This window comes from Streptomyces humi (assembly GCF_001005085.2).
Taxonomy (GTDB): domain Bacteria; phylum Actinomycetota; class Actinomycetes; order Streptomycetales; family Streptomycetaceae; genus Streptomyces; species Streptomyces humi.
The window spans coordinates 23,170-36,784 of sequence record NZ_LBMU02000032.1 but is presented as its reverse complement, the minus strand read 5'-3'; the positions used below and the strand labels follow the sequence as shown (position 1 = coordinate 36,784).

At 72.1% G+C, this 13,615-nt stretch carries 9 protein-coding genes; 7 read left to right on the top strand and 2 right to left on the bottom strand.

Annotated elements, in window-relative coordinates; translation table 11 throughout:
• Positions 1-92: 92 nt before the first annotated feature.
• A complete protein-coding gene (locus AAW13_RS15250) occupies positions 93-3,365 on the bottom strand; it encodes a S41 family peptidase (RefSeq protein WP_046732938.1) in 3,273 nt (1,090 codons plus the stop codon).
• Positions 3,366-3,544: 179 nt separating this feature from the next.
• On the opposite strand from AAW13_RS15250, the gene AAW13_RS15245 reads away from it, so the two are divergent.
• The 4 genes from AAW13_RS15245 to AAW13_RS15230 all read left to right on the top strand — a co-directional run bounded on the left by AAW13_RS15245 (position 3,545) and on the right by AAW13_RS15230 (position 7,995).
• A complete protein-coding gene (locus tag AAW13_RS15245) occupies positions 3,545-4,144 on the top strand; it encodes a TetR/AcrR family transcriptional regulator (protein ID WP_046732937.1) in 600 nt (199 codons plus the stop codon).
• Between the two features lie 125 nt (positions 4,145-4,269).
• A complete protein-coding gene (locus AAW13_RS15240; RefSeq protein WP_046732936.1) occupies positions 4,270-6,507 on the top strand; it encodes an MMPL family transporter in 2,238 nt (745 codons plus the stop codon).
• Between the two features lie 127 nt (positions 6,508-6,634).
• Positions 6,635-7,153: a YbaK/EbsC family protein gene (locus AAW13_RS15235; RefSeq protein WP_046732935.1), complete on the top strand. Its 519-nt coding sequence runs from the start codon at positions 6,635-6,637 to the stop codon at positions 7,151-7,153.
• Positions 7,150-7,995, top strand: a complete 846-nt coding sequence (locus tag AAW13_RS15230) for a DMT family transporter (protein ID WP_046732934.1) — start codon at positions 7,150-7,152, stop codon at positions 7,993-7,995. Before AAW13_RS15235 ends, AAW13_RS15230 begins: the two co-directional genes overlap by 4 nt.
• Before the next feature lie 16 nt (positions 7,996-8,011).
• Here the strand turns inward: AAW13_RS15230 and AAW13_RS15225 are convergent, their stop codons facing one another.
• Positions 8,012-8,278 (bottom strand): hypothetical protein, encoded by a 267-nt coding sequence (locus tag AAW13_RS15225; RefSeq protein ID WP_046732933.1) that lies wholly within the window; start codon positions 8,276-8,278, stop codon positions 8,012-8,014.
• A gap of 197 nt (positions 8,279-8,475) precedes the next feature.
• Between AAW13_RS15225 and AAW13_RS15220 the strand changes: the two genes are divergently transcribed.
• From AAW13_RS15220 to AAW13_RS15210, 3 genes are read left to right on the top strand one after another with little or no spacing between them, the layout of a single operon-like run.
• Positions 8,476-9,417, top strand: coding sequence for an ABC transporter ATP-binding protein (locus tag AAW13_RS15220; protein WP_046732976.1), 942 nt, complete (start codon positions 8,476-8,478; stop codon positions 9,415-9,417).
• The gene (locus AAW13_RS15215; RefSeq protein ID WP_046732932.1) at positions 9,414-10,781 is read left to right on the top strand and encodes an ABC-2 family transporter permease; all 1,368 of its coding nucleotides are present in this window, start codon (positions 9,414-9,416) and stop codon (positions 10,779-10,781) included. Before AAW13_RS15220 ends, AAW13_RS15215 begins: the two co-directional genes overlap by 4 nt.
• A 14-nt stretch (positions 10,782-10,795) precedes the next feature.
• Entirely contained in the window at positions 10,796-13,549 is a 2,754-nt protein-coding gene (locus tag AAW13_RS15210; RefSeq protein WP_046732931.1) for a bifunctional YncE family protein/alkaline phosphatase family protein, read from the top strand.
• The last annotated feature ends 66 nt before the right edge of the window (positions 13,550-13,615 follow it).

The window sequence follows — 13,615 nt, the reverse complement described above, 5'->3', positions numbered from 1 at the left end:
GGGGCTTGTCGCGCAGTTCCCCGCGCCCCTGCGGGGCGCTCATGTCGCGCGGTTGCCCGCGCCCCTGCGGGGCGCTCAGTGTGTCGGGGCGCTCAGTGTGCTGTCGGTCTCGGGGGGAGCTTGGGGCGGGAGCGGTCGGGGACCTCGCTGTGGTCGGGGGGGATCGCCGCCGGGTGGTCGGTGAGGAGGTCCAGGGCCAGCTGGATCGCCTCGTCCATCTCCACGTGGCGGCCCTCCGCCCAGTCCAGGGGGGTGCGCAGGACCTCGCGGTCGGGGGCGACGCCGTGGTTCTCGACGGACCAGCCGTACTCCTCGAACCAGGCCGCGTTCATCGGCACCGTGATCACCGTGCCGTCGCCGAGCCGGTGCCGGCCGGTCATGCCGACCACGCCGCCCCAGGTGCGCTGCCCGACCACCGGGCCGAGCCGGAGCAGTTTGATCGCGGCCGTGATCATGTCGCCGTCGGAGGAGGTCGCCTCGTCGGTGAGCGCCACGATCGGGCCGCGCGGCGCGTTGGAGGCGTACGACACCGGCTGGGCGTTCCTGGTCAGGTCCCAGCCGAGGATGGTCCGGGTGAGCTTCTCCACGACGAGTTCGCTGATGTGGCCGCCCGCGTTGCCCCGCACGTCGACGATGAGCGCGGGCCGGGACACCTCCCCGCGCAGATCGCGGTTGAACTGGGCCCAGCCCGATCCGCCCATGTCGGGGATGTGCAGGTAGCCGCACTTGCCGCCGCTCATCTCCCGGACCACCTCACGGCGTTTGGCCACCCAGTCCTGGTAGCGCAGCGGCCGTTCGTCGATCAGCGGGAGGACGGCGACCCGGCGCGGCGGCCCGGACTCGCCCTCGCCCGGGGTGAACGTCAGCTCCACGGTCGTCCCGCCCGCCCCGGCGAGCAGCGGGTACGGACCGGCCACCGGGTCCACCGGCCGGCCGTCGACGTGGGTGAGCACCGCGCCCTCGCGGATCCCGGTGCCGGCCAGCGGGGAGCGTGCCTTGGAGTCGGAGGAGTCGCCGGGCAGGATCCGTTGCACCGTCCAGCCGCCGTCCCGGCGTACCAGGTTGGCGCCGAGCAGGCCCTGGAGGCGCTGGTAGTGCGGCGGGCCCTCGTTGCGCCGGGCGGGGGTGACGTAGGCGTGCGAGGTGCCCAGTTCGCCGAGGAGTTCGCGCATCAGGTCGGCGAACTCGTCGGGGGAGGCGACGCGTTCGACCAGTGGACGGTACTGGTCGAGCACGGCGTCCCAGTCGATGCCGCACATCCCCGGGTCCCAGAAGTAGTCACGGATGAGGCGGCCCGCCTCGGCGTACGCCTGGCGCCACTCGGCGGGCGGGTCGACCTCGTGCAGGATGCGGCGCAGGTCGATCCAGACGGTCGTGTCGCCGTCGCCGGACTCGGTCGAGGGCACGGCCCGCAGTTCGCCCTCGTCGACCACCACCAGCCGGCTGCCGTCGCCGCTCACGGTGAACCAGTCCAGGTGGTCGACGAGTTCGGCCTTCTTCGCCTTGACGATGTTGAAGTACTCCAGGGTCGGCCGGCCGCTGGTGTCGGCGGGGTTGGCGAAGGTCTCGCCGAGCGCGCCCGAGATGGGCCAGCGCAGCCAGACCAGACCGCCGCCCGCGACCGGGTACAGCGCCGAGTACTTGGAGGCGGCGACCGGGAACGGGGTCACCCGGCTCTCCAGCCCCTCGACCTCGACCGTCACCGCGCTGCCGTCGCCGGGTTCCTCCTCCTCGACGGGGTCCAGGCCGCCGGCGGCCGGCCGGCCGTCCGGGCTGAGGGCGAAGGGGGAGGGGGTGGCCGAGGAGAGCGGGACCAGGTACGGGCGGCAGCCCAGCGGGAAGGAGAGGTCGCCGGTGTGGACGTCGTACACCGGGTCGAAGCCGCGCCAGGAGAGGAACGCGAGGTAGCGGCCGTCGCGGGTGAACACCGGGTTCTCGTCCTCGAAGCGGCCGTTGGTGACGTCGATGACGAGCCGGTCGCTGATCCGGGCCAGCTTGATCTGCCGCAGGGTGCGCCCGATCCCCGGATGCGACCAGGTCAGCCAGGTCCCGTCCGGTGAGAAGGCCAGGTCGCGGACGGGGCCGTTGAGCGAGTGGATCAGCTCGGTGACCACGTCGGCGGGGGTCTCGTCCGTGACCTCCTCCGGGACGTCGATCAGCAGCAGCCGGCCGTCGTGCGAGGCCACCGCCAGCCGTTCGCCCAGCGGGTCGGAGGCCAGTTCGAGCACCCGGCCCAGCCGCCCGGGGGCCAGCCGCCGCGGTGGACGGTCGCCGCTCGCCCGGGGCAGCGAGGCGATCTCGACCGCGTCCTCGCCTTCGGCGTCCGTGACATAGGCGATCCGGCCGGTCGAGCCCAGCATCTCCGGGAGCCGTACCCGTACCCCCGGGGTGTCCGCGATGGTGCGGGCCGGGCCGTCGCGGTGGGTGAGCCAGTACAGGCCGCCGCGTACGACGACGGCGCTGGCCCGGCCCGTCTCGTCGACGGAGACGCCGTCGACGTGCTGGGCGGCCGGCACCTGGTAGGGGCGGCGCCCGGCCCGCGGCCCGGACAGCCGTACGTCCAGCCTGCGCGGTGCCGCGTCCGGGCCGAGGTCGTCCACGAGCCACAGGTCGCCCGCGCACTGGTAGACCACCCGGGTGCCGTCGCTGGCGGCGTGCCGGGCGTAGAAGGCGTCGTGGTCGGTGTGCCGGCGCAGGTCGGAGCCGTCGTGGGCGCAGGAGTAGAGGTTGCCCACGCCCTCGTGGTCGGAGAGGAAGGCGATCCGGTCGCCGACGAACATGGGGGCGCACAGGTGGCCGCCGATGCCGTCGAGGAGCCGCTGCCCGTGCAGCCACAGCCGGCCCATGGCGCCGCCCCGGTAGCGCTTCCAGCCGGCCGGTTCGTGCGGCGGGGCGCCGGTGAGCAGCAGGGTCCTGCGTTCGCCTGCGAGGTCGGCGACCTGGATGTCGGCGACCGGTCCCCAGGGCAGCTTGCGGCCCGGGTCGCCGTCGGTGGAGACCTTGTAGGCCCAGGTGAAGTAGGAGAACGGCTGCCCGTGCGAGGCGACCGCGAGGATGTCGGCCGTGCCCTCCCCGTCGGGGGGCGTCCAGCCGCACACCTGGGTGTCGGCGCTGCCCCAGTACGTCAGCTGCCGGCCGGGGCCGCCGTCGACGTCGACCAGGTGGATCTCGGGCACCAGGCTGCGCCAGCTCGTGTACGCGACCTGGCGGCCGTCCGGGGAGAAGCGCGGGTGACCCACCTTGGTGCGGTCGACGGTGAGCCGCCAGGCGCGGCCCGGGGTGTCGAGGGAGGTCAGCCAGAGGTCGTCCTCGGCCACGAAGCACAACAGGTCGCCGCTCAGGTGCGGCAGGCGCAGATAGCTCACCTTCCCATGCTTTTCCGGCCCGGGTGGGGGAGCAACTCGTGGGGACGTCCGTGTCCACGCCGGTGTCCGCGGCCGCGTGAGACAGCACACGTACGAAACGGTTTCGTTTCTGTAGATCGCAGGGTATCTTCATGGATGTACGCACGACGATGCCGACGGAGCAACGGAGGGTGAGTGGCATGACTGAGGTCGCAACGGCGCGTCGCAGTCGGATCACACCCGAGCGCGAGGCCGAGCTGTACGAGGCCGTGCTCGACCTGCTCCGTGAGGTCGGCTACGACGCCCTCACCATGGACGCCGTCGCCGCCCGCACCAAGTCCAGCAAGGCCACCCTCTACCGCCAGTGGGGCGGCAAGGCCGAACTGGTGGCCAAGGCGGTCCGGCACAACAAGCCGGGCGGCTTCGCGAACATCGACACCGGCTCGCTCAAGGGCGACCTGCACGCCCTCACCCTGCGCTCGGACGACTGCCAGATGGAGCAGAACTCCGCGCTCATGCGAGGGCTCGCCATGGCGGTCCACGGCAGCCCGGACCTCCTGGCGGCGTTCAAGGAGCACCTGATCGAGCCCGAGATGGCCGAGTTCCGCCGGGTGCTCCAGCGGGCGATCGACCGGGGCGAGGTCCGTGCGGACAACCCGGCGATCGACTTCGTGATGCACATGATGATCGGCGGGTTCGCCGCCCGGTCACTGATCGACGAGCAGCCGCCCACCCAGGCCTTCCTGCTGAGGTACATCGACGCCGTGGTGCTCCCCGCCCTCGGTGTCCGCACCCACTGACCCTTCCCCGCAGCCTGCCCACCTGACGCACTCCGCTCACGTCGTCGGGCCGATCACCCCTGCCACCCACCGGGTTGATCACCCCTGCCCTGAACACCCCACGACCTGACCGGGAGTACGCCCTCGTGGCCACGTTCCTCTACAAGCTGGGCCGGCTCGCCTTTCGGCGACGGCACTTCGTCGCCCTCATCTGGGTCGCGCTGCTGACCCTCGCGGGGGTCGGCGCGGCCAGTGCCCCCGCCGCGGGCTCCACGTCCTTCTCGATCCCCGGCACGGAGGCCCAGAAGGCCTTCGACCTGCTGGACCAGCGATTCCCCGGCTCCAGCTCGGACGGCGCCACCGCGCGGGTCGTCTTCAGGGCCCCGGCGGGCGAGAAGATCTCCGACACGCTCAACAAGGCGACCGTCGAGAAGACCGTGAAGAAGCTCGCCGACGGCTCCGAGGTGACCTCCGTCGCCGACCCGTTCAAGACCAGGGCCGTCAGCCAGGACGGCACGGTCGCCTACGCCTCGGTGCGCTACGACGTCTCCGGCATGGAACTCAAGGACTCCTCGCGCGACGCGCTGGAGGCCGCCGGGCACGACGCGCAGAAGGCCGGGCTGACCGTCGAGATCGGCGGTGACGCCCTCCAGGCCGGAGCCGAGCCGGGCGCGGCCGGCGAGGTCGTCGGCCTCGCCATCGCCGCCGTCGTCCTCGTCATCACCCTCGGTTCGCTGGTCGCGGCCGGGCTGCCGCTGCTGACTGCGATCATCGGCGTCGGCATCGGCGTCTCCACCATCACCGTCCTCGCCAAGGCGCTCGACCTCGGCGACACCACCTCCACGCTGGCGCTGATGATCGGCCTGGCCGTCGGCATCGACTACGCGCTGTTCATCGTCTCCCGCTACCGCGGCGAGCTGGCCGAGGGCCGCGACCGTGAGGAAGCGGTCGGCCGCGCGGCCGGCACCGCGGGCTCGGCGGTGGTCTTCGCGGGTCTCACGGTCGTGATCGCGCTGGCCGGCCTGTCCGTCGTCGGCGTCCCGATGCTCACCAAGATGGGCCTCGCCGCGGCCGGCACGGTCGTGGTCTCCGTCCTGATCGCGCTGACCATGATCCCGGCCCTGCTCGGCTACGCGGGCAAGCGGGTCAGGGCGGCCGGCGAGAAGCGCCGCGGCCGCCGCGGCACCGCCGCTACCCCGGGCGCCCCCGCGAAGCCCGGTCTGGGCGAGCGCTGGGCGAGCTTCGTCGTCCGCCGTCCGGCCGCCGTCCTGCTGCTCGGCGTGGTCGGCCTCGGCGCGGTCGCCCTCCCCGCCTCCCAGCTGGAGCTGGGCCTGCCCGACGACGGCTCGCAGCCGACGTCCACCACCCAGCGCCGCGCCTACGACCTCCTCTCGGACGGCTTCGGCCCCGGCTTCAACGGCCCGCTGATGATCGTGGTCGACGCCAAGGACAGCGCCGACCCGAAGGCCGCGGCCACCACGGTCACCGACGGTATCAAGGGCCTCAAGGACGTCGCGTCCGTCAGCCCGGCGATGTTCAACCCGGCCGGCGACACCGCGACGATCACCGTGGTCCCGTCGTCCAAGCCGTCCTCCGTGCGCACCGAGGACCTGGTGCACGCCATCCGTTCCGAGGGCACCGAGGTCAAGGCGGACACGGACGCACGGGTCCTGGTCACCGGCACCACCGCGATGAACATCGACTTCTCGCAGAAGCTCAACGACGCGCTGGTCCCGTACCTGGCGCTGGTGGTCGGCCTCGCCTTCCTCCTGCTGATCGCGGTCTTCCGCTCCGTCCTGGTCCCGCTGAAGGCGGCCCTCGGCTTCCTGCTCAGCGTGCTCGCCGCGCTCGGCGCCGTCGTCGCGGTCTTCCAGTGGGGCTGGCTCGGCGGCCTGCTCGGCGTCGAGCAGACCGGGCCGATCATGTCGATGATGCCGATCTTCATGGTGGGCGTGGTCTTCGGACTCGCCATGGACTACGAGGTGTTCCTCGTGACCCGGATGCGGGAGGCGTACGTCCACGGCGAGACGCCCGGCCAGGCCGTGGTGACCGGCTTCCGGCACAGCGCCCGCGTGGTGGGCGCCGCCGCGATCATCATGATGTCGGTCTTCGGAGGCTTCATCACCTCCAGCGAGTCGATGATCAAGATGATCGGCTTCGGCCTCGCCATCGCCGTCTTCTTCGACGCGTTCGTGGTCCGCATGGCCATCGTGCCCGCGGTGCTCGCCCTCCTCGGCAAGCGCGCCTGGTGGCTGCCGAGGTGGCTGGACCGCGCGCTGCCCAACGTCGACGTCGAGGGCGAGGGCCTGCGCACGGCCGCCGACGCCGACGCCGACGGCCGTGGCGGCCAGGGTGACGGGGACCGGGAGCTGGTCCGCGCCTGACGCCCGGCGTACGGGACGACAGACCGCCGGTGAGGGTCCGTGGGGACGGGGCGCCCTCACCGGCTTCCCCGTGTACCCCGCACTTAACCGCTCGCCGCGCCTTCCCCCGTCCCGTTAGCGTGCCCCCATGACGACAGCCGCCACTGACGCCGACGCCGGGGGCCCGGGAGCCCATCCTCGATTCGCCGCCGCCCTGGAGGAACTGGGGCTCGGGGAACTGACCGCCCGGGTGCGGCGGTTCCCGGACGCCACCCGGACCGCCGCCGAGGCCGCCGCCGCGGTCGGCTGCGACCTGAGCCAGATCTGCAAGTCGCTGATCTTCGCGGCCGACGGGGTGCCGGTGCTGGTGCTGATGGACGGCGCCTCCCGGGTCGACGTGGAACTCGTCCGCGGGGAACTCGGCGCCGCGAAGGTGACGCGGGCCAGGGCCGACGTCGTGCGGGAGACGACCGGGTACGCCATCGGAGGCGTGCCGCCGTTCGGGCACCGTACCCGCACCCGCGTGCTCGCCGACCGGGCCCTGCTGCGGCACGACGTCGTGTGGGCCGCCGCCGGCGACCCGCACGCGGTCTTCCCGATCGCGCCCGCCGCCCTGGTGGAGCACGCCGGCGCCACGGTCGCGGACGTGCGCGAGCCTTCCGCGTGACCCCCCTGGTCACCGCGGCCGTCCTGGTCGCCGCGGTCACCCACGCCAGTTGGAACGCGATCGCCCACCGGATCACCGACAAGCTCGTCGGCTCCTCCCTGATCGCGGCCGGCGGTGTGCTGATCGGGCTGCTGCTGATGCCGTTCGCCGCGGTCCCGGCGGCCGCCGCCCGGCCGTACCTGCTCGCCTCCTCCGTCGTCCACGTCGCCTACTTCACGCTGCTGATGCTGTCCTTCCGGCTCGGCGACTTCGGGCAGGCGTACCCGATCGCACGCGGTACCGCGCCGCTGCTGGTCACCCTGTTCGCCGCCGTGTTCGCGCACGAGGTGCCGAACGCCCCGGCGGCCGCGGGGATCGCCGTGTCCTGTGCCGGGCTCACCGGCGTCGCGCTGTGGGGGCTGCGCGGCCGCCGGCCCGACTGGGCGGCGATCGGCGCCGCCCTCGGCACCGGCCTGACGATCGCCGCGTACACCGTCCTCGACGGCCTCGGGGTACGGGAGTCGGGGTCCTCCGTCGGCTACATCGCCTGGCTGATGGTCCTCCAGGGACTGGCGATCCCGGCCTACGCCGTCGCCCGCAGACGCGGCGAACTGCTCACCGCGGCCCGTCCGTTCGCGGCCCTGGGACTGTTCGGCGCGCTCCTGTCCGTCCTCGCCTACGGACTGGTCCTGTGGGCCCAGACCCGAGCCGAACTCGCCCCGGTCGCCGCCCTGCGCGAGTCCTCGATCATCGTCGGCGCGGCCATCGGCGCGGTCTTCTTCAAGGAGCGCTTCGGGGCACCCCGCATCGCGGCGGCCGGCCTGCTGGTCGTCGGCATCGGGCTGATGCTGCACGCCGGGTAGCGGGCCCGCGGCTCGTTCAGTCGCGCCGAGCCGTGAACAGGGCCGCGACCAGGGCCAGTACGAGGGCGGCGCCGACGAGGTACAGACCGAGGCGGGCCTCGGGCACCACCGGTGACCACACCCGCCAGACGGAGGACGAGTAGCTGTCGGCCGCCAGGTACCCGCCGTAGATCCCGGCCGTCGGGCCGGTCTGTCCGCGCACCCACAGCAGGGCGCCGATGGCGCCGCAGGTCGCGGAGACGGCGTAGAGGATCGTGGCGCGGTGCGGGGCCGGTCCGTTCACGGGTTCACCTGGCTCTCGTCGTGGTCCGTGGATTCTCCCCGGCCGGCCGGGAAGGGACGTGCGCCGGCCGCGGGTTCACCGGACTTGCCGTTGCCTTGACGAACCGTTCGTCGAACGTTCAGCCGACTGTCTGTGCCCGGGTTGTGTGCTCTCCATAAGGTCCCTGCGGATCGCGGAAGAAGGGACGCATGGGACTCATGGACACACACCGCGCAGTCCGGGCCCGCGGCATCACCAAGTGCTTCGGCGACGTCGTCGCACTCGACGGTGTCGACCTGGATGTGACGCAAGGCCAGATCCACGGTCTGGTCGGTCCCAACGGTGCCGGGAAAACGACACTGCTGGGCCTGCTGCTGGGCCTGGCCGCCGCCGACGGCGGGCGGCTGGAGATCCTGGGCACCCCGGTCGAACGGGCGCTCACCGCCCCCGACGGTGTCGCCGGATTCGTGGACGCGCCCGGTCTCTACCCCTCGCTCACCGCCCGGCAGAACCTCGCCGCGCTCGCCGCCCTCCGCGGCCTGGCCACCGGCCCTGCGGGCATCGACGACGTGCTCGGCGAGGTCGGGCTCACCGACGTCGCCGACGACAAGGCCCGCGGCTTCTCGCTCGGCATGCGGCAGCGCCTCGGACTCGCCGCGGCCCTGCTCACCAGACCCCGGCTGCTGGTGCTCGACGAGCCCTCCAACGGCCTCGACCCGTCCGGCAAGAGGCACGTGCACGGGGTTCTCGGCCGGCTCGCCGCCGACGGCACCGCCGTGGTCCTCTCCAGCCACCGGATGGACGACCTGGAAGCGCTCTGCTCCGAGGTCACCATCCTCGCCACCGGACGCGTCGTGTTCTCCGGTCCGCTGGGCAAGCTGGCCGCCGAGAACCGTGAACTCGACTACCGGCTGCGCACCTCCGACGCCGGGACCGCCCGCCGGATCGCCGGTGACACCACCGGGATCCGGATCGTCGACGACAGCGGCATACGGCAGGACGCCGACGTACTCGTCGTACGCGGCCTGGTGCCCGCCCTCGACGAACTCGTCACGAAGGTCGTGCGCGCCGGCGTCGCGGTCCGCGAACTCGCGCCCGTCGTATCGCCCTTGGAGGCCGCGTTCCTCGCCCTCACCGAACACCAGGAGGCCGGCCGATGACCGTGACCACCGCCCCCGCCACCGGGTCCGCGCCGGCCGCGCCGTCCGCGGCGCGCCGGGTCCCGGTCTCCCGCGGCTACCGGTTCGAGCTGGTGAAGCTGGTCTCGCGGTGGCGGATCCGGCTGCTGGTGCCGGCCTGCTGGATCGCGCCCGCGCTGTTCGTCGCCGGGGTGAGCGAGCAGAGCACGCTGCCCGCCGACACCCTCTTCGGCCGCTGGATGCACGCGACCGGCTGGGCGGGCCCGCTGGTGATGCTCGGCTTCGCGGGCACCTGGGCGCTGCCGCTGCTGACGTCGGTGGTCGCCGGCGACGTGTTCGCCGCCGAGGACCGGCTCGGCACCTGGCGCCACCTGCTGGTCGCGGTCCGCTCGCCCGCGCGGATCTTCCTGGCGAAGTCGCTGGCCAGCCTCACCGTCATCCTGCTGCTGGTGGCCGGACTGGCCGTCTCCAGCACCCTCGGCGGGCTGCTTGCGGTCGGCGACCAGCCGCTGGTCGGCCTCGACGGCCACCTGCTCGCGCCCGGGGACACGGCCGTACGCGTCCTGCTCGCCTGGGCCGCGGCCCTCGCCCCGACCCTCTCCCTCGCCGCGATCGGACTGCTCGGCTCGGTCGCCCTCGGCCGGTCCCCGATGGGGCTGCTGCTGCCCCCGGTCGTCGCGCTCGCGATGTCGGTCGCCCAGATGCTGCCGCTGCCCGTCGCGGTACGCCTCGCACTGCCCGGTTACGCCTACATCTCCTGGAACGGCCTGTTCACCAGCCCCACCCAGCTCGCCCCGCTGCTGACCGGCGTCACGGTCAGCCTGGTGTGGGCGGTGCTCGCGACCGCCCTGGCCTACGCGCTGTTCGTACGACGGGACTTCACCAACCCGGCCTACGACGGCTCCGGGCGCCGCGCGCTCACCCTCGGCGTGCTGCCGCTGGCCGCGCTGACCGCCGTCACCGTCGGGGCGGTCGCCGTGGCCACCCCCTCGACGGGCTCCGGCATCCGGCAGGACAAGGTGCAGAAGTCCCTCGCGACGGTCTTCGCGCACCTCTACCGCCTACAGACGCAGGAACTCCATCGACCCGCCGTCACCGAGACACAGTTGGGGGCCACGGCGGCGTGCACCAAGAGCGACGGCCAGGCCGCCCAGGAGGGCGCGGGGAACGACTGGCGTTGCGTGGTCAGCTGGCACCTCCCCGGCGTTCCGGTGACGGGGACGGCGGTCTACCAGCTCGACATCACCTCGGACGGGCGGTTCGTGGCCGACGGCGACGGTCCGAAGGAAGTCAACGGCTACTTCCTCGTGCGGACCTCGACCGGCGACGCCCCGAATCCGCTGTGGCAGTTCGACGGCAACGTCGACCTGCTCGACACCCAGTGAAGGGAAACAGTTCCGTGCAGGTAACCCGCCAGCGCCGGATCAGCCAGAAAAGACAGGTCGACCTCTTCGGCCACCGCGTCGGCCGCCGGGCCATGATGGTGACGGCCGGTATCGCCGTCGCCCTCGGCGTCACCGGCACCGCGGTCGCCTCGACGTACCAGTTCGGCACCCAGCAGGTCGGCCAGACCACCGCGAACGGCCAGGTCGTCTCCGCCGACCAGTACATCAACCCCTACGGCAGCCGCACCGTCATCAACGACGGCAAGATCATGTCGTCGACGGTCAGCCCGGACGGCGGCCACCTCGCGGCCTCGGTCGCCGACGGCGACGCCTCCCTGGTCGTCATGGACCTGAGCACCGGGCAGGTCAAGCAGAAGATCGGCACCAACGCGGCGGACGACCTGCGCATCAGCAGCGGCGCGGTCGGCCAGGAGGGCCCGACCTACTCGCCCGACGGCAAGCAGCTGTGGCTGGGCCAGGCGAACGGCTACACGAAGTTCACCGTCAACGCCGACGGCACCCTCGCCGACCCGACGGCCGTCACCATCGCGGCCGACGGCTCCAAGCAGGCGCTGGTGGGCGCCGCCGTGTTCTCCGCCGACGGCTCCACCGTGTACTCCGCGGTCAACGGCCAGAACAAGGTGGTCGCGATAGACGCGGCGACCGGCACCGTCAAGCAGACCTGGGCCGTCGGCAACGCCCCGCGCGGTATCGCCCTGGTCGGCGGCAAGCTCTACGTCAGCAACGAGGGCGGACGCCCGGCCGGGGCCGGCGACACCACCATCAACTCCTACGGCACCGATGTCGTGGCGAACCCGAAGACCGGCGCCAGCACCACCGGCACGGTCAGCGTCATCGACACCACGGACCCGGCCGCCGCCGTCGGCACCATCGCCGTGGGCCTGCACCCGACCGCGGTGTACGCGAGCAAGGGCGCGGTGTTCGTCACCGACACCGCCGACAACAGCGTCTCGGTCATCGACAGCCGCAAGGACAAGGTCGTGCAGACCATCTCCACGCAGCCGTGGCCCGAGGCGTCCGTCGGCTACGAGCCCAACGCGGTCACCCTCACCGACGACGGCCGGCTCCTGGTGACCCTCGGCCGCGCCAACGCCGTCGCCGTCTACCGCTACACGTCCGCGCAGATGCCCGCCCGCTACGTCGGCCTGCTCCCCACGGACTACTACCCGTCGGGGATCACCGCCCTCGGCAAGAAGATCGTCGTCGCCAACACCCGTGGCGTCGACGCGCTGCGTCCCGACGCCGCCGGCCACAACACGCACGACACCACGTCGAGCCTCACGCGGTTCACGATGCCGAGCGACCAGGTCGTCAGGTCCGAGACGGCCAAGGTGTTCAAGCAGAACGGCTGGACGTCCAACTCGGTCAGGACCGCCAAGAGCAACAGCCACAAGAAGGCGGTCCCGGTCCCGAAGCGGATCGGCGACCCGTCGACGATCAAGCACGTCTTCCTGCTCGTCAAGGAGAACCGCACCTACGACCAGGTCTTCGGTGATCTGCCGCAGGGCAACGGCAACTCCGCGCTCACCCAGTTCGGCGCGAACGTCACGCCCAACCAGCACGCCCTGGCCCAGCAGTTCGGGCTGTACGACAACTTCTACGACATCGGCACCAACTCCGCCGAGGGCCACAACTGGCTGATGCAGTCGGACAACCCGGAGTACACCGAGTCGTCGGCCGGCGAGTACACGCGCAGCTACGACACCGAGGACGACGTCCTCGGCCACCAGAAGACCGGGTTCATCTGGACCGGCGCGCAGGCGGCCGGCAAGTCCGTGAAGGACTTCGGCGAGTTCCAGTCGTACGAGAGCAAGCCGGCCGGCGCGACCTGGCAGAACCTGTACTGCGACAGCAAGACCATGGCCGCGACCGGCGCGCAGACCCAGTACCCGATCAAGACGGGTTCGGCGATCCCCTCGCTCAACGACGTGTCGGTGCAGGGCTTCCCGCTGTTCGACCTGAACGTCCCGGACATCTACAAAGAGCAGATCTGGAAGCAGGACTTCGAGAAGAACGGCCCGGCGAACCTGAACATGTTCTGGTTCTCCAACGACCACACCGGCGGCCCGGCCAACGCCGCCGCCGAGGTCGCCGACAACGACCTCGCGGTCGGCCGGATGGTCGACGAGATCACCCACAGCAAGTACTGGAAGGACTCGGCGATCTTCGTCGTCGAGGACGACTCCCAGGCCGGCCTCGACCACGTCGACGGCCACCGCGCCCCGGTCCAGGTCATCAGCCCGTACGCCCAGCACGGCAAGGTCGACGACCACTACTACTCGCAGATCACCATGGTCCGCACCATCGAGCAGATCCTCGGCGTGCACCCGATGAACCAGCTCGACAGCGCGGCCACCCCGATGTACGGGGCGTTCACCGGCAAGGCGGACGACACGCCGTTCACCGCGGTCCCGAACCGGACCTCGCTGACCCTCGGCGTGAGCCCGCAGCCGTCCTGCGGCTCGGACACCCCGGCGGCCCAGGACACCAGGGCGGCGGCCGCGCCGACGTCCGTGGCGGTGCCGGCGGCCGAGAAGCAGGTCGCGGCGGAGTGGCGGAGCTGGGCCTCGCACCAGCGGCTGACCGGGAAGAACGCGGTGCCGGACTACGCCAACCCCACCCAGATGAACCGCTACACCTGGTACCAGACCCACAACTGGACCAAGCCGTACCCGGGTGACAAGAAGATCTACACGCCGGACGACGTTCCGGGCGCCTACCTGCCGTCCTCGGAGAACGACGGCTGACCGGTCCCGTTCCCGCCCAGGACACCAGGGACCCCGGCCGGCGCCGGGGTCCCTGGTGTCCTCCGT

Bases quoted from the DNA above. Each gene is read 5' to 3' on its own strand.
- AAW13_RS15245 (WP_046732937.1), top strand. From the start codon at position 3,545: ATGACTGAGGTCGCAACGGCGCGTCGCAGTCGGATCACACCCGAGCGC.
- AAW13_RS15235 (WP_046732935.1), top strand. From the start codon at position 6,635: ATGACGACAGCCGCCACTGACGCCGACGCCGGGGGCCCGGGAGCCCAT.
- AAW13_RS15220 (WP_046732976.1), top strand. From the start codon at position 8,476: ATGGACACACACCGCGCAGTCCGGGCCCGCGGCATCACCAAGTGCTTC.
- AAW13_RS15215 (WP_046732932.1), top strand. From the start codon at position 9,414: ATGACCGTGACCACCGCCCCCGCCACCGGGTCCGCGCCGGCCGCGCCG.